Raw genomic sequence first — 18,114 nt, forward strand, 5'->3', positions numbered from 1 at the left:
TGACCCGCTTCGACAAGCTCGCGAAAAGTTATGCCGCCATGGTCTCACTGGCTTGCTCCATGCGGTGTTTGCGACATCTCTTTTCGTACAGAGCCTAAGCGCAGGCCGGCTCTACGCTTAGTGATCAGCGTTAAAGGCTAATTATGCCTTTTTGACCAGATGAGCCAGATTGGCCAGCTTACGGGACTCCATTTTAACTTCTTTCATTTCAGTTACTCCTTTGAGTGTCGCGTCAGTGCGACCCATTCATACTTGTTCATTTGTTCAAGATGTGCAACCTGAATGATCGAAGGAAATTCCCCAAACAATTGTCGGAATTTTTACCATAGAGAGTATTTTCAACAACCCCTTAGAACACTAAAACTTACCCACGCGCTCTAAATCGGACTATCCAGCTATTAACCAATCACGGCAGTGTCTTGGCTCATGACCGTCTACTGGGCCAGATCCGCCAGCGTCTCCTCTTCTTCGAAGTTCGACAACTCAGGCCCGCACATCCAGGCGTTCTCGACACCCTGCCGCGGCGTGCAGTCAAAGCGTGCGTCCTTGAACACAACGGGCACCCCGAAGTGATGCCACAGCTGATGAACACGGCATTGTCTTCATCGCCGGGTGTACCGCCTGATAGAGGTGCCGACCACGGCCTTGAACGTGCTGGGCAATGCGCTGGCACGGCGGGGGATCGCGCGCTGGGAAGGCCCGCAGGATGAAGTTCCCGAGGTACAATGCGCGCTCAACGCTACAACCCGAGATGGAACATGAACCGCCAGAAGAAGATCATCCAGCTGCTCAAGGCCAACCAGAAAAGGGTCAATGCCAAGCTGGCGCCCAAGAGCAACAAGCCCAAGTACATCAGCAAGGCCGACCGGGCAAAGCTCGAAGCCGAGGCGAATGCTGCTGCAAGCACTGAAGCAGCGGCCGATCAGGGCTGATCGCCCTCGTTCAGATACTCCTGCAAGGCCTCGCCCAATACCTCGAACACCCGGGCAATGCGCCCTACCCGACGCAGGTCGCTGTGCATGGCCAGCCACACATCGACCTCGAAGCCGATGCGGTCTGGCAACACCCGGACCAGCCCGAGGTCCCTGGCCATGCGCGTCGGGCACAGGCCGAAGCCCAGGCCGGCCTTGAGCGCGGCCAGTTGTGCGAGGTGGTTGTCGGAGGCAATGGCAAAGTGCTGATCGACCTCGCACAGCCCGCTCTGGACGAACCTGCGCAGATCGGCCGAACGCCGGTCCGGGCCGATCAACGGCCCCTGGCGCAGCGCCTGCAGGCTGGCCGGGGTGCCGTGGCGGCGCAGGCATGCTGCGCTGGCGTGAACACCCACACGCAAGCTACCCACGCGGCGCACGGTGATATCGGCTTCCACCGGCCGCAGCAGGCGTACGGCGATGTCCGATTGCAAGCGGGCGATGTCTTCCAAGGCGTCGCCGATGCTCAGTTCAAGCTTCAGCCCCGGATGGCCGTGATGGAAGTCGCGCAGCAGCCCGGGCAATACCTCCACGCCCAACAACTCGCCGCACGTTACCCGCACCGTGCCCTGGTCCGGCGCCGTCTCGGCGCTGGCCATGCGGTTGAACGCCTGCGCGGCGAGGTCCATGGACTCGACATGCTCGATCAGCCGCTGCGCGCCACTGGTGGGGGTCAGTCCCGAGGGCGAGCGCGTGAACAGGCTCAATCCCAACACCTGTTCGAGGTGGTCCAGGCGCCGCCGCGCGGTGGCCTGGGCAATGCCCAGCAATTTCGCCGCGCCACTCAGGCTGCCCGAGCGCAGCACCGCGAGGAATACCCGCTGGCTTTCCCATTCCAGCCCGCTCATACATTCTTGCCCAACGGTTGCTCCCTTTTTGCGCTTCTGCCGAGGCCTGCGAACAGCGATCATGCACCCCCGAACCTTTCCGGGCGACATTGTAAGGAGTCAGAGCATGGGATTCACCGGTCAGTGCCGATGCGGGCAAGTGGCTATCGACATCGAGGCACAGCAACTGCCGCCGCTGTATGCCTGCCATTGTCTCAACTGCCAGCGCTGGAGCGGCAGTGCATTTGGCTTGCACCTGTTGTGTGGGGCCGCGGCCGTGAGGGTGACGGGTGAGGTGGTCACCTACATGCATGAGCATCAGGGGCAGACATCGACGCAATCGCTGTGCGGGGTGTGCCATACCCGCTTGTTCAACGAGACCACTGCGGCGCCAGGCATGAGGGTAGTACGGGCTGGGGTGCTGGACGGTGCGCAGGCGTGGGTGCCAGTGGCGCATATCTGGACGCGGCGCAGGCAGCCTTGGGTGGTGTTGCCGCAAGGGGTTGCGCAGTGGGAAGAGACGCCAACGGCCGAGGCTTTTGGCAAAGCGTTGTTTGGCTGACGGGGCCGCCCTCTTCGCGGGCAAGCCCGCTCCCACAGGTCCGCGCAGTATCCGAGGTCTGTGGTTATCCTGCAGGAGCGGGCTTGCCCCGCGAAGAGGCGGGCCCTGCCTGGTGCATCATTCCAAGTTCGGCGTCATCCAGCAGCGCCTTGGCCATGGCGCAGAGATAGTGTGATGCCCAGATCAGCTGGGGTTTGTCCTCCATCAGTCCATCCAGGCTCAGGTCGCGGGCATAGCCCATCAGTTCCGAGGCTTGTTCGCGGGCGTACTGGCAGGAGATACCTGCCTCGATGCGGAACAGCGGGTGGGTCTGGTTTTCGCCTTGGTAGAAGGTGGTTTTGCCTACGGTAAGCTTGGTGTCGTCTGTGGTCATTGTTCAATCTCCCTGACATTTGCTTCGCCTGTTCCGGCCCTTTCGCGGGCAAGCCCGCTCCCACAGATATGGCGCATGCCTTAGGGCCTGCGGAGATTCCTGTGGGAGCGGGTTTACCCGCGAAGAGGCCAGTTCCGGCAACCCATCACTCAAGCTTTAATGCAAAGTCCGAGGCTCTGCAGGTATCTGCACCTGGATCAATGCCTGCTCGAGCAAGGCGCGCAGCGCCTCCATCTCATGTATCGAGGCCATCATCAGGATCGACGCCGGTGACTTGGGCTGCAGCATTAGCGCCTGATGCACGACCGTCGATGCGCACAGTGCATAGTCCGTGGCCTGGATCAGGGTGTCTTCGAGGGAATGAATGTCGTGGGGTGGATCGGGGACTATCTTGAGCATACTCAATCTCCAACAATGGTTGAGCTGCACTCCGACCTGCTGTCAAACAAATGGGTGGCAACTGTACGCGGGTTGACAGACCGAGATCGTTGGCACTCGGCGCACACGAGGGTGCCCGCACGTACAGTCGCCATAAGCGTTTGCACACGGACAACAATCGACGGTCTGTCAAAACCGGCCGCTGAATTGGCAGCGGCAGGCCGAGACTAGAACTGGTGCCGAACACGTGCAACGTAAAACAGGCGGCAAGAGTATCTTTGGGAAACGTCCTACAGGAAAGGGCCAAAATCTGATTATTCGGCCCCCTTCCACACTCACTCAAGCCTGAGGTGCCGGCGCCTCACCCAATGCCAGGTTCACCGCCATCCACCCATTCACGGCCGCCTCCCCCGCCTCGGTGAATGCCCGCTCCAGCAGTTTCACCTGCTCGCGGCGCAACTGCTGCTCCAGGCGGGCGCCCTCCTCGGTCAGCTCCAGCAGGCGCAGGCGCTTGTCGGTTTCCGAGGCGACGCTGCTCACCAGGCGCATTTCCGATAGTTGCCGCAGGGGGATGTTGAGCGCCTGTTTCGTGACCCCCAGCAACGTCAGCAATTCCTTGACGCTCAGGCTCGGATAGCGGGCCACGAAAAACACGATGCGCTGGTGCACCCGGCTCAAGCCACGGCGTTCGAGCATCTCGTCAGCCTTGGCGGTGAACGCCTGGTAGCCGAAGAAGAACGCCTCCATGGCTTGCTGTTGAGTGTCTGCATTTTTTAGGTCAATCATGTTGACATACTCTCGGAAGCCCCACTACTTTAGGTCAAGCAGTTTGACTTATATCGCTCCCGCTTCGCCAGAGGTGATTCATGGCTTTTTCTGAACGTACTACGCGCCTGAAGAGTTCCCTGATCCGTGAAATCCTGGCCGCTGCCCAGCGCCCAGGCATGATGTCCTTCGCAGGGGGCCTGCCCGCCGAGGCCATGTTGCCCGCCGTCAACTGGGCCGACATGCCGGTCGGCATGGGGCAGTACGGCACGAGCGAGGGCGAGCCCGAGCTGCGCGAGGCGCTGGCCCACGAGGCCCGGGCCCTGGGCATCCCCTGCCAGGCCAGCCAGGTGCTGGTCCTCAGCGGTTCACAGCAAGCCCTCGACCTGAGCGCCAAGCTCTACATCGACAAAGGCACCCAGGTACTGCTTGAGGCCCCCACCTACCTCGCGGCGCTGCAGGCATTCCAGTTTTTCGGGGCCGATTGCCTGGCGGTGCGGATGGAGCAGGACGGCCCGAACCTGCAAGCGCTGCGCACGCTGCTGGAGCAGCACCAGCCTGCCTTCATCTACCTGATCCCGACTTTCCAGAATCCGTCGGGCCTGCGCTACAGCGAAGCCAAACGGGACGCGGTTGCGGCCTTGCTGGATGAGTTCGGCGTTACCCTGATCGAGGATGAACCCTACCGCGAACTGAGCTTCGACGGCGGCCTCGCCACGCCCATCGTCGGCCGCTTGAACACGGCCAGCTGGATCTACACCGGCACCGTGTCCAAGACCCTGCTGCCCGGCTTGCGAGTGGGCTACCTGATTGCCAGCCCAGACCTGTTCCCGCACCTGCTGCGGCTCAAGCAGTCGGCCGACCTGCACACCAGCCGCGTGGGACAGTGGCAGGTGATGCAGTGGCTGGGTACGGAGAAGCTGCAACATCACCTCGATGAGCTGCGCAGCTATTACCGGGTTCGTCGGGATGCCTTCCAGGCCGCCCTGCACACGCATTTTGCCGACCTGGCCGACTGGCGCATGCCCGAAGGCGGGTTGTTCTTCTGGCTGAAGCTCAAGCAACCGCTGGACACCCGCACCCTGCTGGAGCCGGCGCTGGCGGCCAATGTGGCATTCATGCCGGGCGAGCCGTTCTTCCCCGAGCCGGACCTGCACCACGGGCACCTGCGGCTGAACTTCAGCCATGTCGGGCCCGAGCAGTTGGACGAAGGCTTGAAGCGGTTGGCCGCAGTGGTACGCCAGGCGCAGGCGCTGCAAGCGGCTTGAAAACGCACCTCAGGAGGGCAACGCCGCGCTCATGCCCGGCCCTCCTTGGCAATGCCCCGGATGACCACGTACAACAGCGGCCCCACGGATACGAACCCGACCGTCACCAGCAGATAGGGCAGCACGACAAGCGCTGAACGCCCTCTGGAACGGTTGTCCATGACCATCCAGAGGCAGGCGAGCCCTGCCATCAGATACAAGTCGATGAGTACCTGGGCGGTGTCGGGCCGGGCAAGCAGTTCAAGCCCGAAAGCCAAAAGCGACTGCTCGGCGATCAGCATTGCCCAGCCGGTGTAGAGCGAGAAAACTACCAACGTTGCCAGGGCGCAGAAACGAAGTGCCATCATCCTCTCCTGAGTAGGGTTTGCTGGCACGCTAGTGATAGGGTTGCCCTGGTTCAATGACCTCTGAGGTCATGAACGCCGTGAACAAGGAAGCTCAGAGGCGACACATGCATCATCACCCGTTCCACCCCAGGCATCCCGCGCCGGGCACTTCGGCTGGCCAGCATATACGACAGCTACGCCAGCAGGCCGGCTTCAGCCAACTCGACCTCTCGCTGTTGGCAGGGGTTTCCCAGCGCCACCTGAGCTGCGTGGAAACCGGGCGAGCCAAGGCCAGCCCGAGTACCCTGCATGCCCTTCTTTCGGCGTTGGGCGCTGCGCTGGAGCAGTGCAATGAAGTGTTTCTCGCTGCCGGCTATGCCCCCCGCTACGCAGCCTCATCACTGGATGCGCCCGGCATGAAAATGATGCACACCGCCATCGGGCACATTCTGCAGGCGAACAACCCGGCACCGGCGATCGTGATCGACAGCCAATGGGAGGTCGTGGCTGCCAACGTGAGTACGGGCTTGCTGCTGGCCATGGCAGGCGTGGCCCAGGAGGCAACGGCAAGGCTCAATCTGCTCGACACACTGCTGCGCCCCGGCGGCCTGGGTGATCGCCTGGCCAATGCGCAAGAAATCCGCGCCGTCGCCTGGCAACGCGCGGCGCGGGAGGCCGGCAGCAACCCGGCCCTGGCTGAACGACTGCGCAACCTGTCAGCACCGGGCGAATCCTTGCATACCACCCATTCAGGCCCCGTGTTGCTGACCCGCGTAAACACCTCGGAAGGCGAACTCAGGTTCCTCTCCACGTTCACTACATTCGGCATGCCCCTGGACATCACCGTGCAGTCATTACGCATCGAGCACCTGATACCTGCCGACGAAACAACCTGGCAACGCATGAGGACTGCGTTCGAGAAGCACGACAGCGCCGCGTGTCACGCCCTCACATAGCGCAAATGGGTAGCGTCCGGTGTATTGAGCACCGTATCGATACGAAACTGCGCCGCCGGCTCACCCAGGTTTTCGAACAGCCGTCGCCCACTGCCGAACAGTACCGGCGCCAGGGCGATTTCCAGCTCTTCGATAACCCCCATGGCCAGATACTGCTGGATTACATCCGCACCACCCGAGATGCGGATGTCGCGATCGCCTGCCGACAGGCGAGCTTTCGCCAGGGCGCTTTGCGGCCCGTCATCGACGAAATGGAATGTCGTCCCGCCCGGCCGCACCCAGGGTTCGCGCTGCTCGTGGGTAAGCACGTACACCGGGCAGTGAAACGGCGCCTCTTGCGGCCAGCTGCATTCGCCCTGCTCGAACATGCGCTTGCCCATGATCGCGGCGCCGGTGCGCTCCAGGGTGTGGCGCAGTGCATCGTTGACCGGGCCGGTCTCGCCGCCCTGGGCGAACATCAGGTTTTCGCGGAAGTACTGCTGCTTGAGGATCCAGCTCATCAGCGAGCCCCACTTGGCGCCCCACTGCTTGTACGTGGGGTCGCTCCAGTGCGCGAGGTCCATGCCGTCCGGTGCCATGTAGCCGTCGAGGGTCAGGCCGATGTTCACGAATACCTTGGTCATCGTGGCTCCTCACTCGCAAATTGTGGCGATGGCCTGTAAGCATAGGTGCGCATCGCCGAAGCACTGCTGGCAAGGCTCAACGACCTTTTAGAATCGCCGCACAGTCCCTAGAATCATGCCCCTGTTTCCAAGGATGGTCCAAATCATGACTACGCAGAACTGGCTCGAATGGTTCCAGGCCAGGCACCCCGCCATAAGCCGTTTGCGCAATTGGGAGGATAGTTACTGGCTTCAACTGATTGCACGCACCGCGCAAAACGGTGCCTGGGTGGACCTGAGCCGGCATGAGAATGGCTTCATTCGCGAAGTGGCGGTAAGGGAGCTGGCTGAAAGCCCCTCCCCTGAAGCGCTGGCTGCGTTGGTCATACGCCTGAACGACTGGGTCCCCCAGGTTCGCGAGGCAGCCACATCAGCCGTGCAGCGCTACCTGGCGAGCGCACACGTCACGTCCCTGCTTTTTGCCTTGAATCCTCTGCTGGCACTGGCCACGCAGCGTCGGGCCGACCACAGCGCTATCCTGGCGAGCGTGCGCGCAGCGTTGCAGTCCCCCAGCGCCCGGGAAGCAGTAGAGGCCAGCTTCCTCGCGCAGCAGAGCAAAGCCGCCTGCTACCTGTTCGCCCTGCTGCTGGAGTCAACGGCGTCGCCGGAACCTCTCCTGCGCGACGGCCTGTCCCACCGCGAGCTAAACGTGCGCATGGCGGCGATCGAGGCCTGCGAAACGCTGGCCACAGCACAAACCCATGCCCTGTTGCTGGACGCCCTGCCACATTCGATTGCCAGGGTCCGTATCTGCATCCTGCGTGCCCTCATACCGGTACTCGAAGACCCAAAGCCCTTGCTGCAGCAAGCATTGCTCAATGGCTCAGGCGCGGTCCGCAGCCTGGCGCAGTGGGAGGCGCCGCGCTACGGAGTTGACCCAGCGGTGATGCTGGCTACGCAGCTGGGGCGACCGATGCCGGTCAAGAAAGCCGACTGGCTGGCTGTGCTGGGGCTGGCCCGCGACCTTGGCAGCGTGCTCCCGGATGCCTGGTGGGCGGCGGCACTGGGTTCGGCCTATCCATCCGTTCGGCTCTCGGCCTTGTACCTGCCCGGCGAACGGCCGACAGCTGCCTTGATCGACGCCCTCGATGACGCTTCCGACAAAGTGTTCAACGTGCTGATCACCCGGCTCGGCAAGCTGCCCTGGAGCGCCATCACCGAGCCTGTGAGCGCCAGGCTCGACCGCCTGTGGCATGACCTCCCGATGGCACGCCGCCTGAAGCAACTCGAACTTCTGGCCCCTTGGCAACAGGTTGGGTACTTGCTCAAACGACTGGGCCGCGAACCCGCCCGGCAGGCTGAATGGCTGCACGTGATTGCGCAGTGGTGCGATCGCCAATACCGGATCATCGACTCGTTTACATCGAAGGCAGAGCAAGTGGCATTGAAAGAGCAGCTTCAGCACCTGGCAACGCAGGGTCTGCTCGGTCACGCCACCGTGGCGCGAGTCGCTGCCTGATCGAGTTACCCGGCCTCGCGCAGCATTTCGATCAGCCCTTCTGGCCATACCGTCTCGCGTGTGGCCCGAAGGGCCTGCACCGACCACCAGCGGTGCTCAGCCATGACCTGGATCTCATCCGCGGACCAGCCCGCATGCGAGATCGCTTTGCCCTGCACATGGACGACAAAGTACCGCTCGATGGCATGAACCTCCTCGCCATTGACTTCCTTTCACGCATGTTCATTTTCTTTCTGAGTTGCTTTAAGCGCTTCACGCAAGAATGTCAGGGCACGCTGAAAGACGGGATGGCACTCGGCAAAGGGCAAATCGTCCAGCGACGCCCAGAAAAACACGAAACGGTGACCGTGGTCATCCAGCGTCTGATGCGACCACTGCACTGGCAAGGCTCGCTCGACCCGGCACAAGTGGAACGACCAGACCTGCCCGTCAGGGCCCGCGTCCCAGCAGCCAAGGTCCGCTTCGACCGAAGCATCAACGATGCCCGATTCCTCCATCAGCTCGCGCAAGGCCGCTGCGCGCGCTGATTCGCCCGATTCAATGCTGCCCTTGACCAATTGCACCCCGGCGAGCGGATGGCGGAAAAGCAGCAGTTTGGGCGGTGAGGTCGAAGACATCAGCACCGGGCAGGCTTTGTCAGGGCGCATTGTGATTTCCTGTTCAATACTCATGGGCTGGAGAAAGTCCTTTTCGCTTGGCCTGGCGTTTTTTCGGGGACGCGATTCTACGCCTGCGCCCTCCGATCTCAAATGCAAGGTTCATGGCCTTGCAACCGCATCCCTGCAAGATGGCCATCCATCATCAGGAATCGCGCCATGCCGCACTGTATCCGCACCACGCGACTGCAACTGTGCCCGCTACGTACCGACATGGCGCAGCGCCTGGCCGAGTTGGGCAACGACCCGATCATCGCCGCTCAGACCGCCAATTTCCCCTCGCCTTATACCCTGGAACACGCGCAGGCCTACATCAGCCAAGCCATTGCCAGTGATGGCGCCAAGGCCAATCCTGTATTCGCCATCGAATTGCTCGATGGCACCCTGGCAGGCGTGATCAACCTCAAGCTGAACCCGCGCCATCGCAGCGGCCACCTGGGTTACTGGATGGGCGCTCCTTACCGTGGCTGTGGCTACATGAGCGAAGCTGCCCGGGCGCTGGTCCGCCATGGTTTCGAGGTGTTGAACCTGCACCGTGTGGAGAGTGCCTGCTTCGCGTTCAACAAGGCATCGACACGAGTGCTGGAGAACGCCGGCCTGGCGCCTGAAGGCCGCAAGCGGCAGGCGTTTTTCAAGGAAGGCGAATTCGTCGACCTGTTGCTGTTCGGCGCCATTGCCGAGACCATCAGCCAGGCTTGAAACGGTTCCGGGCGGGCACCTCGAATGGGACACCACTACTGACAACTATTCCCCAATCGTCCGAGCGCGACTTATAGTGGCCCTGCTCTCTAAGTCAAAGGAATGGCGATGAACCCCACAAGCAAGCTGCGTGTCGGCCTGATCGGCGACCGCGATACCACCGCAGTCACCGCTCACCGCGCCATCGAAGCGGCCCTGCCGCTGGCCTTCGACGCCCTCGGCATCGAGGCCGAATACCATTGGCTGCCGACGCAGGCGCTCGCCGAAAAACGCCTGTCTGATTTCGACGGCCTATGGTGCGTGCCGGGTAGCCCCTACACAGATACCAACGCGGTACTGGCCGCTATCCGTTTCGCTCGCGAACAGGCAATCCCATTTCTGGGTACTTGCGGCGGCTTTCAGCATGCGCTGCTGGAATACGCGCAGAACGTACTCGGCTGGGCGGATGCCGAGCATGGTGAATTACCGTCCCAGGGTGGCCGTGCGATCATCGCGCCGCTGAGTTGCGCGCTGGTTGAGAAGCGGCAGTCGATCCGGCTATTGGATAGCTCGCGCATTGCCCAGGCGTACGGCACGGCGCTTGTGGAAGAAGGCTATCGATGCAATTACGGCCTCAACCCTCAGTTCGCCGCCGCCCTGCTCGATGGGCAACTGCGTGCCACAGGTTGGGACGAAGGCGCTGAAGTCCGGGCTGTGGAGTTGCAGGGCGATGGTTTCTTCGTCGCCACGCTGTTCCAGCCTGAGCGCGCCGCACTGAACGGGCAGGTGCCGCCCCTGGTGCGCGGCTGGCTGCAAGCTTGTGACACGCGTTAGTTGTTGCGACAGCAAGGCCGGGCAGGACTGCCTGGGAGGCAGCTTTCGACCCGAAGCAGCCGTTGAAAAAGAAACGATATCGTGAGCGCTACGCGCACCCTGTGGGAGCGGGTTTATCGAGACGTCGAACCGCCGCGAAGAAGGCGCCGCGGTGGATGGCACCGGCTGTGCCGGTGTTCGCGGGTAAACCCGCTCCCACAATGGATGGTGGTCGGGCTCAACGGCAGCTATGGGTCGAAAGCTGCCGGTGCACCCTTCGCCTCTACAGAAACTTCAACTGAGCACTCGGTCGACCGGTTGACACGAGTGGTAACAAGTGTGCGCTGGATATGTGCACAAAATTCCCACTATGGAAGTACCAGACCAGAAAGTAAGGAGCCAGAAAAAGTCAATTAAATCAGCGTTAAAACTCCTGTGACCGGATGCCGCACGGATTGAGTCCACCTGTGAGGATTATCCAGATAAAGGAAGCCCATCGACTGCCCCCCTCAAAATGGATTGGTACGATTCTTGTTTGTATACAAATAACAAAAACAAAAGTACACAACCATCATGGAGTCCCGATGGCGTCGATTACACGTTCCGGTGTCACCCCGCTCGATGTACCTCCCGCCGAAACGGCCGGGTCCACCGAGCCGGCGTTGAGCCCTCGCCTTTACAGCTCCGACCTCGCCCCCACCCGCGCGGCCAACCGCACCTGGGGCCGCTACAGCCTGTTCGCGCTGTGGACCAACGATGTCCACAACATCGCCAACTACTCCTTCGCCATCGGCCTGTTCGCCCTGGGGATGAGCGGCGCGCAGATCCTCGCCGCCTTCGCCCTCGGTGCGCTGGTGATCTACGGCCTGATGAACCTGTCCGGCTACATGGGCCAGAAGACCGGCCTGCCCTACCCGGTCATGTGCCGGATCAGCTTCGGCATCCACGGCGCACAGATCCCGGCGCTGATCCGCGCGGTGATCGCCATCGCCTGGTTCGGCATCCAGACCTACCTCGCCTCGGTGGTGCTGCGCGTGCTGCTCACCGCCATCGCGCCAGAACTCAAGGCCTACGACCAGAATTCGATCCTCGGGCTGTCGACCCTGGGCTGGGTCACCTTCCTCGCCATCTGGTGCGTGCAGGTGGCGATCTTCGCCTACGGCATGGAGATGGTGCGCCGCTTCGAATCCCTCGCCGGGCCCATTATCCTGGTCGCCTTCAGCAGCCTGGCGGGCTGGATGTACTGGCGCAGCGGCCTGTCGATCGCCTGGTCCAGCGGCAACGCCCCGACCGGCTCCGGCATGTGGCTGAAGGTGCTGGGCGCCGCCGCGTTGTGGGTTTCGCTGTACGGCACCATGATCCTCAACTTCTGCGACTTCACACGTAACTGCCCGGATCGCCGAACCATCAGCGTGGGCAACTTCTGGGGCCTGCCGGTGAACATGCTCGGCTTCGCGCTGATCGCCGTGGTGCTCGCCGGCGCGCAGTTCAGCATCGACGGCAAGCTGGTGCAGAGCCCGAGCGAAATCGTCGCCGCCATCCCCAACACCGCCGGCCTGGTGCTGGCCTGCCTGGCCTTCCTGCTGGTCACCGTGGCGGTGAACATCATGGCCAACTTCGTCGCCCCGGCTTTCGTGCTCACCAACCTGGCGCCAAAGGTGCTGAACTTCCGTCGCGCGGGCTTGCTCAGCGCCACCATTGCCGTGCTGATCCTGCCCTGGCACCTGTACAACAGCCCGTCGGTGATCGTGTATTTCCTCGGCGGCCTCGGCGCCCTGCTCGGCCCGCTGTACGGGATCATCGTCACCGACTACTACCTGGTGCGCCGCAGCCGGGTGAACCTGCCACAGCTGTACAGCGAAAGCCCAGAGGCCGCCTACTTCTATCGTGGCGGGGTCAACCTGCGCGCCGTGGCGGCGTTCATCCCGGCCTCGCTGATCGCCATCGTGCTGGCGCTGGTGCCGGCGTTCGATACCTTGTCGCAGTTCTCGTGGTTCTTCGGCGCCGGCCTGGGTGGGTTGATCCACTATGCCATCGCCAACCGCAGCGCGAGGTACGTCGAGGTGTGTGGCGAAAGCATCGCCGTGGACAGCGCGCACCACTGACCGGTACTGAAACCGTTGCATCCGGCTGCCGCGCAGCCGGATGCAACGGGCTTCAAACCGGCAACCCCTTGCCCCGCAACAACGCATCGAACCGCTCCGGGTCCGCCGTCCCCAACCGGTTGGTGGTGCGAATCCCCTCCTCCCGCTCCAGGTGCGCCAACGCCCTGGGCAGCAACGCCGCCACCTCCGCCGCCGGGATGGCGATCACGCCGTCGGCGTCGCCCAGCACCAGGTCGCCCGGCAGCACGCACAAGCCGGCGCAGGCAATCGGCACGTTGATTTCCCCTGGCCCATCCTTGCTCGGGCCGCGGTGGGTGTGCCCGGCCGCGAACACCGGCACCACGCCTTCGGCCAGCTCTTCGAGGTCACGCACCGCGCCGTCGATGACGATCCCGCCCAGGCGCACGCGCAGCGCCGTGGTGCGTACCAGCCCGCCGATCACGGCCTGGCTGACATCGCCAGCGCCGTCGATCACCAGCACGTCGCCGGGCTGCACCATCATCAGCGCCTTGTGCACCATCAGGTTGTCGCCGGGGCGCACACGCAGGGTGAAGGCCGGGCCGCAGAGCTTCAGCGACAGGTCGCCATGGTAGGCGTGCAGGCCACGGGCACCGATGCAGCGGCCCATGCAGTCGCCGGCGACCGCCACCGGGATGGCGCGGAACTGCTCGATCAGCGCCTGCGGCAGCGCTTCGACACGTGGGTTGATGCGGTAGCCGACCGGCCATTGCGGGGTAACGGAAGCATTCATGGGAGATCTCCGATTCAACGGTTGAGAACCTGTGGGTTGACGCAGCTCGCCGCAGTGGCGGGCTTGCCATCGAGGTAGTCGAGCACCTGGCGGGCAGCGCCCTGGGCCATCGCGGCCAGGGCGGCGGGCGTGGAACCGCCGACGTGGGGGGTGAGCACTACGTTGTCCAGTTGCAGCAGCGGGCTGTCGGCCTGCAATGGCTCGATGGCCATGGTGTCGAGCCCGGCGGCGAACAGTTGGCGTGCCTGCAACGCGGCGATCAGTGCGGCTTCGTCGACCACCTCACCGCGTGCGGTGTTGATCAGCAGCGCGTCGGCCGGCAACGCCGCCAGCTGCGCGGCACCGATGAGTTGGCGAGTCTGCACGGTGAGCGGGATGTGCAGGCTCAGCACGTGGCTCAGGGGCAGCAACTGGTCGAGGCGTTCAACCCGTTCGACGCCGTCCAGCGCGGCATCGGCGGGCAGCAGCGGGTCGTACACCACCACTGCCATGCCGATCGCCCGGGCAGCGGCGGCCACGCGCCGCGCCACCTGGCCGTAGCCGACCAGGCCGAGGGTGCGGCCGCTCAGTTGCAGACCGTCCTGGGCGCGGGACCACTGGCCCTGGCGCAGTTGCCGGTCCATCCACGGCACGCGGCGGGCGGCGGCGAACATCAGCGCCAGGGTCATTTCCGCCACCGACTGGGCGTTGGCGCCCGGGGTCACCAGCACCGGGATTCCCAGCGCCGTGGCGATGTCGACGTCGATGTTGCTGACGCCGACGCCGTGCTTGCACACGACCTTGAGCGTCGGGCAGGCCTTGAGCGCGGCGGCGGTCAGGTCCAGGGTCCGCGAGATCACGGCATCGACCGGTTCGCGCGTCATCAGCGCTTCGATGTCGACGGCGCCTTGCCCCGGCTCGGTGAACAGCACGCGGCAACCACGGGTGGTCAACAGGTCCAGGCCTGCCGCCGCCAAGGTGGGGGCCGTGACCAGAATGGTAGGGGTCATGATGGTTTCCTTGTCGTTCAAGGCCGGCCTTCAGGCCAGCGAAGCTTTGAGTGGCAGCACGCCGAACAGCATGGCGCTGGCCAGCATCACCAGCATCAGCCCGAGCACCCAGGGCATGCAGCGGCGCTGGTTGTCGCCGTAGTTCAGGTCCAGCAGCGCGACCAGCACGTAGGTTGACGCTACCAGCGGGCTGAGCAGGTGCATCGGCTGGCCGATCACTGAAGCACGGGCCATTTCCGCCGCGCCGATCCCGTATTCCTGGGCGGTCTGGGCGAGGATCGGCAACATGCCGAAGTAGAAGGCGTCGTTGGTCACCGCATAGGTGGCCACGCCACTGAACAGCGCAGTGGCCGGTGCGAGGAACGGCCCGAGCCAGTCCGGGGTGACCTTGAGCAGGTCCTGGGCCATGGCATCGACCATGCCGGTGCCGAACAGGATGCCGGTGAACACCCCGGCGGCGAGGATCAACCCCACCACCGAGACCACGTTGTAGGCATGGGCGCTCAGGCGCTCCTTCTGCTCGGCCAGGCTCGGGTAGTTGATCATCAGCGCCAGGGCGGTGGCGGCGATGAACAGGATCGGCAGCGGCAGCACACCGATGATCAGCGCCACCAGCAACAGCACGGTGAGGGTCACGTTCAGCCACAGCATGCGTGGGCGGCGGTACTCCGGAACCTGGGCGATGTCGCGCTTCATCTCGCGGAACTGCTCGGCGCTCAATACCCCGACCCGTTTGCGTTCGCGCAGGCCGAACACCAGCGCCACCACCAGGTTGTAGGCAAAGCCCGCGACCATCACCGGGATCAGTGGCACGAACACGTCGGCCACTTCCAGGTGCAGGGCCGACGCGGCGCGGGCGGTCGGGCCGCCCCAAGGCAGGATGTTCATGATGCCGATGGACATCACCAGCAGCGTCGCCATGTACTGCAGCGACAGGCCCAGGCGCTTGTAGATCGGCAGCAGCGCCGATACGCAGATCATGTAGGTGGTGGTGCCGTCGCCATCCAGGGCCACGGTGATGCCCATCACCGCGGTGCCCAGATAGATCTTCAGTGGGTCGCCCTGGGCCACCCGCACCACCCCGCGCACCACCGGGTCGAACACCCCGGCGTCGGTCATCAGGCTGAAGTAGAAGATGCTGAACATCAGCAAGGCCGCGGTCGGCCCCAGTTTCAGCAAGCCATCGAGCATCATCGGGCCGATATGCCCGCCATTGGCCAACAGGCCGAAGGCGATCGGCACCACCACCAGGGCCACCAGTGCAGACATGCGCCGCGTCATGATCAGGGCCATGAACGTGGCGACCATCGAACCACCCAGTAAGGTCAGCATGGAGCGCTTCCTCCAAAACACATCCGCAGTACGGATGCCGGTTATTGTTGTTATGGGTTCCGCCTTTCTGGCGAGGTCTTGCGGTGCAGCTTCAAGCGGCGAATGCAGTGGCCAGGCGGGCCTCTTCCTGCAGCATGGCCAGGTCCTGGGCGCTGATGTGCACGCCCGTGGCGTGGGCATGCGCAGCGGCCAGCGCCTCGCGCTCTCCGGGCATGTAGATGGCGTCGAAGCCTTCGGCCCGTGGCAGCGCCTTGGCCCGGGCGACCAACGCATCGGCACGCTGGCGGTACGCCTCGAACGGCATCGCGCAGTCGGGGCGGAACACGATGAAGCTGTGGCCGACGTTTTGTGGCTGGCTGAAGTCGCTGTTCTGGTTACGCACCTGGCCGCCGAACGCGGAACCGGACATCACCCCCGCCGCCGACTCCATCATCAGCCCCAGGCCCGAGCCCTTGGGCCCGGCCATGGGCAGCACCACGCCGTCGAGGGCCGCGTTGGCATCGGTGGTTGGCTGGCCATGGGCGTCCAGCGCCCAGTCGGCGGGGATCGGCTCGCCCCGGCGGGCGGCGCGACGGATCTTGCCGAAGGCCACCACCGAGGTGGCCATGTCCAGCAGGATCGGCGTGGCGCCAGGCGCGGCATAGGCGAACGGGCTGGTGCCGAGGAAAGCTTCGCGTGCGCCCCACACCGGCATCAACGGTGGCGCGTTGGTCAGCACCAGTGCGGCCAGGTTGGCATCCAGCGCCTGCTGCAGGTAGCTCGCAGCCATGCCGAAATGGTTGCTATGGGACGCCACCACCATGCCGATGCCGAAGCGCCGGGCGCGCTCGATGGCCTCGGCCATGGCCCGGCGCGCGACCACATAGCCCATGCCGTTGTCGCCGTGCAGGTGTGCCGTGGCCAGTTCGCCCTGTTCGATGCGCAACTGCGGGTGCGGATTGACCAGGCCCTCGCGCAGCCGCCGGGTGTACACCGGGATGCGCCCGATGCCGTGGGAGGCCACGCCGCGGGCGTCGGCATCGACCAGGCAGGCGGCGACATGCTGCGCATCGTCGAGGGGCAGATAGCGGGCGAAGATCGCACTGACTTCGCCAAGCAATGCTTGACAGGAAACTAACGTAGGTTCGGGCATCGGTCACACCTGGCAGTACACGGTGGCAGAAAGGCCAAGGCATGCGCCGCACGCCCTGCTTGCCAACATTCTTGGCCAGTCAGACGGCGGGCGTCCAAGTGCTAATTTTCCTCGATCGTTGAATCCGAGGAATAGGTTCAGGCACAGTGGCCAGCGACCTGCGTTCGTCAAGGAGTGGAAAGATGGATTACCGCGACCTCAGCTATTTCGAGACCATCGCCGAGCTCGGCCACCTCGGCCGCGCCTCCGAAGCGCTGTGCCGCACCCAGTCGGCGCTCTCCAAATGCATCCGCCGGCTGGAGGACGAACTGGGCGCCGAACTGTTCGAGCGTACCGGTCGGCGCATCGTGCTCACGCCCATCGGCGCGCTGCTGCTGGAGCGGGCGAAGATCCTGCGGCGCAGCATGGACGAGTCCAAACGCCAGATCATCGACTTTTCCCGGGGTATCACCGGCCATGTGCGCCTGGGCGTCTCGACCACCATGGCCGAACTGCTGCTGCCCTCACTGACCTCACGCTTCCTGAAAAGCGCCCCCAACGTGACCATGGACGTGAAGATCGGCATGAACGACATGCTGCGCGACAGCCTGCTGGCCGGGCACATCGACCTGATGCTGGCGCCGCTGGACATCGGCCAGCCGGGCTTCGCCAACCACCCGATCCTCGATGACGACGTGGTCATCGTCGCCAGCCCCGAGCACCCGATCTTCGATGGCCCCATGACCCTCGACGCCCTGATCGGGCATCGCTGGGTGCTGGCCTCGACCCAGGTCTCGACCCGCCGCTGGCTGGAAGGCCTGCTCAAGGATGCCGGGCAACCGCCGCCCCAGGTGCAGGTAGAGACCAACTTCATCCTGTTGTTGCCGCAGCTGATTGCCGAGAACCAGCTGCTGAGCCTGCTGTCGCGGCGCAACCTCGGGCCTGACCGTCCGGGCGGGCGCTTGCGCGAGGTGCCGATACCGGGGACCTGCATGCCGCGCACGTTCGGGGTGATCTACCGGGAAGAAGCCTGGCTGTCGCCGGCTACCTTGTGCCTGCTGAACATCATCCGCACCGACTTCCCCGGACGCTGAGCCCTTCGCGGGCAAGCCCGCTCCCACAGGTACTGCAC

20 protein-coding genes and 2 pseudogenes are annotated in these 18,114 nt (G+C 63.9%); 11 read left to right on the forward strand and 11 right to left on the reverse strand.

Annotated elements, in window-relative coordinates; genetic code table 11:
• The 3 genes and pseudogenes from ACIP21_RS13095 to ACIP21_RS13105 form a co-directional block, all read left to right on the forward strand.
• Window positions 1–98: pseudogene (locus tag ACIP21_RS13095) on the forward strand (IS5/IS1182 family transposase); the annotation flags it as partial.
• 494 nt (window positions 99–592) lie between these two features.
• Window positions 593–762, forward strand: a pseudogene (locus ACIP21_RS13100) (sodium:dicarboxylate symporter); the annotation flags it as partial.
• Complete coding sequence (locus ACIP21_RS13105) at window positions 759–932, forward strand: DUF2986 domain-containing protein (RefSeq protein ID WP_400688007.1); 174 nt, start codon at window positions 759–761, stop codon at window positions 930–932. The pseudogene ACIP21_RS13100 and the gene ACIP21_RS13105, both read left to right, overlap by 4 nt.
• Here ACIP21_RS13105 and ACIP21_RS13110 read toward each other — a convergent pair.
• Complete coding sequence (locus ACIP21_RS13110; protein WP_400688009.1) at window positions 923–1,882, reverse strand: LysR family transcriptional regulator; 960 nt, start codon at window positions 1,880–1,882, stop codon at window positions 923–925. The two genes, ACIP21_RS13105 and ACIP21_RS13110, sit on opposite strands and share 10 nt — an antisense overlap.
• Before the next feature lie 43 nt (window positions 1,883–1,925).
• On the opposite strand from ACIP21_RS13110, the gene ACIP21_RS13115 reads away from it, so the two are divergent.
• Window positions 1,926–2,360 carry a GFA family protein gene (locus ACIP21_RS13115; RefSeq protein WP_400688011.1) on the forward strand — a complete coding sequence of 145 codons (435 nt, stop codon included), beginning with the start codon at window positions 1,926–1,928 and terminating at the stop codon, window positions 2,358–2,360.
• A gap of 64 nt (window positions 2,361–2,424) precedes the next feature.
• On the opposite strand, the gene ACIP21_RS13120 is transcribed toward ACIP21_RS13115, so the two are convergent.
• From ACIP21_RS13120 to ACIP21_RS13130, 3 genes are all read right to left on the reverse strand, one after another.
• Window positions 2,425–2,733 (reverse strand): DUF3077 domain-containing protein, encoded by a 309-nt coding sequence (locus ACIP21_RS13120; protein WP_400688013.1) that lies wholly within the window; start codon window positions 2,731–2,733, stop codon window positions 2,425–2,427.
• A gap of 156 nt (window positions 2,734–2,889) precedes the next feature.
• Window positions 2,890–3,132 (reverse strand): hypothetical protein, encoded by a 243-nt coding sequence (locus ACIP21_RS13125; protein WP_400688015.1) that lies wholly within the window; start codon window positions 3,130–3,132, stop codon window positions 2,890–2,892.
• Between the two features lie 318 nt (window positions 3,133–3,450).
• Window positions 3,451–3,897 (reverse strand): MarR family winged helix-turn-helix transcriptional regulator, encoded by a 447-nt coding sequence (locus ACIP21_RS13130; RefSeq protein WP_400688017.1) that lies wholly within the window; start codon window positions 3,895–3,897, stop codon window positions 3,451–3,453.
• 80 nt (window positions 3,898–3,977) lie between these two features.
• Between ACIP21_RS13130 and ACIP21_RS13135 the strand changes: the two genes are divergently transcribed.
• Window positions 3,978–5,144 (forward strand): PLP-dependent aminotransferase family protein, encoded by a 1,167-nt coding sequence (locus ACIP21_RS13135; protein WP_400688019.1) that lies wholly within the window; start codon window positions 3,978–3,980, stop codon window positions 5,142–5,144.
• 29 nt (window positions 5,145–5,173) lie between these two features.
• Here the strand turns inward: ACIP21_RS13135 and ACIP21_RS13140 are convergent, their stop codons facing one another.
• Window positions 5,174–5,488: a DUF2834 domain-containing protein gene (locus ACIP21_RS13140; RefSeq protein WP_400688021.1), complete on the reverse strand. Its 315-nt coding sequence runs from the start codon at window positions 5,486–5,488 to the stop codon at window positions 5,174–5,176.
• A 107-nt stretch (window positions 5,489–5,595) separates the two neighbouring features.
• Here ACIP21_RS13140 and ACIP21_RS13145 point away from each other — a divergent pair, with 107 nt between their 5' ends.
• Window positions 5,596–6,426, forward strand: a complete 831-nt coding sequence (locus ACIP21_RS13145; RefSeq protein ID WP_400688023.1) for a helix-turn-helix domain-containing protein — start codon at window positions 5,596–5,598, stop codon at window positions 6,424–6,426.
• On the opposite strand, the gene ACIP21_RS13150 is transcribed toward ACIP21_RS13145, so the two are convergent.
• On the reverse strand, window positions 6,411–7,049 hold the full coding sequence (locus ACIP21_RS13150) for a dihydrofolate reductase family protein (RefSeq protein ID WP_400688025.1): 639 nt from the start codon (window positions 7,047–7,049) through the stop codon (window positions 6,411–6,413). The two genes, ACIP21_RS13145 and ACIP21_RS13150, sit on opposite strands and share 16 nt — an antisense overlap.
• Before the next feature lie 145 nt (window positions 7,050–7,194).
• On the opposite strand from ACIP21_RS13150, the gene ACIP21_RS13155 reads away from it, so the two are divergent.
• A complete protein-coding gene (locus ACIP21_RS13155; protein ID WP_400688027.1) occupies window positions 7,195–8,547 on the forward strand; it encodes a HEAT repeat domain-containing protein in 1,353 nt (450 codons plus the stop codon).
• Between the two features lie 212 nt (window positions 8,548–8,759).
• Here the strand turns inward: ACIP21_RS13155 and ACIP21_RS13160 are convergent, their stop codons facing one another.
• Window positions 8,760–9,194, reverse strand: coding sequence for an NUDIX domain-containing protein (locus ACIP21_RS13160; protein WP_400688699.1), 435 nt, complete (start codon window positions 9,192–9,194; stop codon window positions 8,760–8,762).
• A 168-nt stretch (window positions 9,195–9,362) separates the two neighbouring features.
• On the opposite strand from ACIP21_RS13160, the gene ACIP21_RS13165 reads away from it, so the two are divergent.
• The 3 genes from ACIP21_RS13165 to ACIP21_RS13175 all read left to right on the forward strand — a co-directional run bounded on the left by ACIP21_RS13165 (window position 9,363) and on the right by ACIP21_RS13175 (window position 12,799).
• On the forward strand, window positions 9,363–9,902 hold the full coding sequence (locus tag ACIP21_RS13165; RefSeq protein ID WP_400688029.1) for a GNAT family N-acetyltransferase: 540 nt from the start codon (window positions 9,363–9,365) through the stop codon (window positions 9,900–9,902).
• Between the two features lie 108 nt (window positions 9,903–10,010).
• A complete protein-coding gene (locus ACIP21_RS13170; protein WP_400688031.1) occupies window positions 10,011–10,715 on the forward strand; it encodes a CTP synthase in 705 nt (234 codons plus the stop codon).
• Window positions 10,716–11,278: 563 nt separating this feature from the next.
• A complete protein-coding gene (locus ACIP21_RS13175) occupies window positions 11,279–12,799 on the forward strand; it encodes an NCS1 family nucleobase:cation symporter-1 (protein ID WP_400688033.1) in 1,521 nt (506 codons plus the stop codon).
• A 52-nt stretch (window positions 12,800–12,851) separates the two neighbouring features.
• On the opposite strand, the gene ACIP21_RS13180 is transcribed toward ACIP21_RS13175, so the two are convergent.
• The 4 genes from ACIP21_RS13180 to ACIP21_RS13195 form a co-directional block, all read right to left on the reverse strand.
• Complete coding sequence (locus ACIP21_RS13180; RefSeq protein ID WP_400688035.1) at window positions 12,852–13,550, reverse strand: RraA family protein; 699 nt, start codon at window positions 13,548–13,550, stop codon at window positions 12,852–12,854.
• A gap of 14 nt (window positions 13,551–13,564) precedes the next feature.
• Window positions 13,565–14,539, reverse strand: a complete 975-nt coding sequence (locus ACIP21_RS13185; protein ID WP_400688037.1) for an NAD(P)-dependent oxidoreductase — start codon at window positions 14,537–14,539, stop codon at window positions 13,565–13,567.
• A 30-nt stretch (window positions 14,540–14,569) separates the two neighbouring features.
• Complete coding sequence (locus ACIP21_RS13190; RefSeq protein ID WP_400688039.1) at window positions 14,570–15,871, reverse strand: CitMHS family transporter; 1,302 nt, start codon at window positions 15,869–15,871, stop codon at window positions 14,570–14,572.
• Between the two features lie 91 nt (window positions 15,872–15,962).
• Window positions 15,963–17,003: an Ldh family oxidoreductase gene (locus ACIP21_RS13195; RefSeq protein WP_400688041.1), complete on the reverse strand. Its 1,041-nt coding sequence runs from the start codon at window positions 17,001–17,003 to the stop codon at window positions 15,963–15,965.
• A 182-nt stretch (window positions 17,004–17,185) separates the two neighbouring features.
• On the opposite strand from ACIP21_RS13195, the gene ACIP21_RS13200 reads away from it, so the two are divergent.
• Window positions 17,186–18,076 carry a LysR family transcriptional regulator gene (locus tag ACIP21_RS13200; protein ID WP_400688043.1) on the forward strand — a complete coding sequence of 297 codons (891 nt, stop codon included), beginning with the start codon at window positions 17,186–17,188 and terminating at the stop codon, window positions 18,074–18,076.
• Window positions 18,077–18,114 lie beyond the last annotated feature (38 nt).

It is taken from the genome of Pseudomonas sp. NPDC089401 (genome assembly GCF_044749485.1).
GTDB lineage: Bacteria > Pseudomonadota > Gammaproteobacteria > Pseudomonadales > Pseudomonadaceae > Aquipseudomonas.

Coding starts and splice junctions, on each gene's coding strand:
- ACIP21_RS13195 (WP_400688041.1), bottom strand. CDS start 17,003: ATGCCCGAACCTACGTTAGTTTCCTGTCAAGCATTGCTTGGCGAAGTC.
- ACIP21_RS13175 (WP_400688033.1), top strand. CDS start 11,279: ATGGCGTCGATTACACGTTCCGGTGTCACCCCGCTCGATGTACCTCCC.
- ACIP21_RS13105 (WP_400688007.1), top strand. CDS start 759: ATGAACCGCCAGAAGAAGATCATCCAGCTGCTCAAGGCCAACCAGAAA.
- ACIP21_RS13160 (WP_400688699.1), bottom strand. CDS start 9,194: ATGCGCCCTGACAAAGCCTGCCCGGTGCTGATGTCTTCGACCTCACCG.
- ACIP21_RS13200 (WP_400688043.1), top strand. CDS start 17,186: ATGGATTACCGCGACCTCAGCTATTTCGAGACCATCGCCGAGCTCGGC.
- ACIP21_RS13165 (WP_400688029.1), top strand. CDS start 9,363: ATGCCGCACTGTATCCGCACCACGCGACTGCAACTGTGCCCGCTACGT.
- ACIP21_RS13125 (WP_400688015.1), bottom strand. CDS start 3,132: ATGCTCAAGATAGTCCCCGATCCACCCCACGACATTCATTCCCTCGAA.
- ACIP21_RS13155 (WP_400688027.1), top strand. CDS start 7,195: ATGACTACGCAGAACTGGCTCGAATGGTTCCAGGCCAGGCACCCCGCC.
- ACIP21_RS13120 (WP_400688013.1), bottom strand. CDS start 2,733: ATGACCACAGACGACACCAAGCTTACCGTAGGCAAAACCACCTTCTAC.
- ACIP21_RS13185 (WP_400688037.1), bottom strand. CDS start 14,539: ATGACCCCTACCATTCTGGTCACGGCCCCCACCTTGGCGGCGGCAGGC.
- ACIP21_RS13170 (WP_400688031.1), top strand. CDS start 10,011: ATGAACCCCACAAGCAAGCTGCGTGTCGGCCTGATCGGCGACCGCGAT.
- ACIP21_RS13140 (WP_400688021.1), bottom strand. CDS start 5,488: ATGGCACTTCGTTTCTGCGCCCTGGCAACGTTGGTAGTTTTCTCGCTC.
- ACIP21_RS13135 (WP_400688019.1), top strand. CDS start 3,978: ATGGCTTTTTCTGAACGTACTACGCGCCTGAAGAGTTCCCTGATCCGT.
- ACIP21_RS13130 (WP_400688017.1), bottom strand. CDS start 3,897: ATGATTGACCTAAAAAATGCAGACACTCAACAGCAAGCCATGGAGGCG.
- ACIP21_RS13110 (WP_400688009.1), bottom strand. CDS start 1,882: ATGATCGCTGTTCGCAGGCCTCGGCAGAAGCGCAAAAAGGGAGCAACC.
- ACIP21_RS13180 (WP_400688035.1), bottom strand. CDS start 13,550: ATGAATGCTTCCGTTACCCCGCAATGGCCGGTCGGCTACCGCATCAAC.
- ACIP21_RS13145 (WP_400688023.1), top strand. CDS start 5,596: ATGCATCATCACCCGTTCCACCCCAGGCATCCCGCGCCGGGCACTTCG.
- ACIP21_RS13150 (WP_400688025.1), bottom strand. CDS start 7,049: ATGACCAAGGTATTCGTGAACATCGGCCTGACCCTCGACGGCTACATG.
- ACIP21_RS13190 (WP_400688039.1), bottom strand. CDS start 15,871: ATGCTGACCTTACTGGGTGGTTCGATGGTCGCCACGTTCATGGCCCTG.
- ACIP21_RS13115 (WP_400688011.1), top strand. CDS start 1,926: ATGGGATTCACCGGTCAGTGCCGATGCGGGCAAGTGGCTATCGACATC.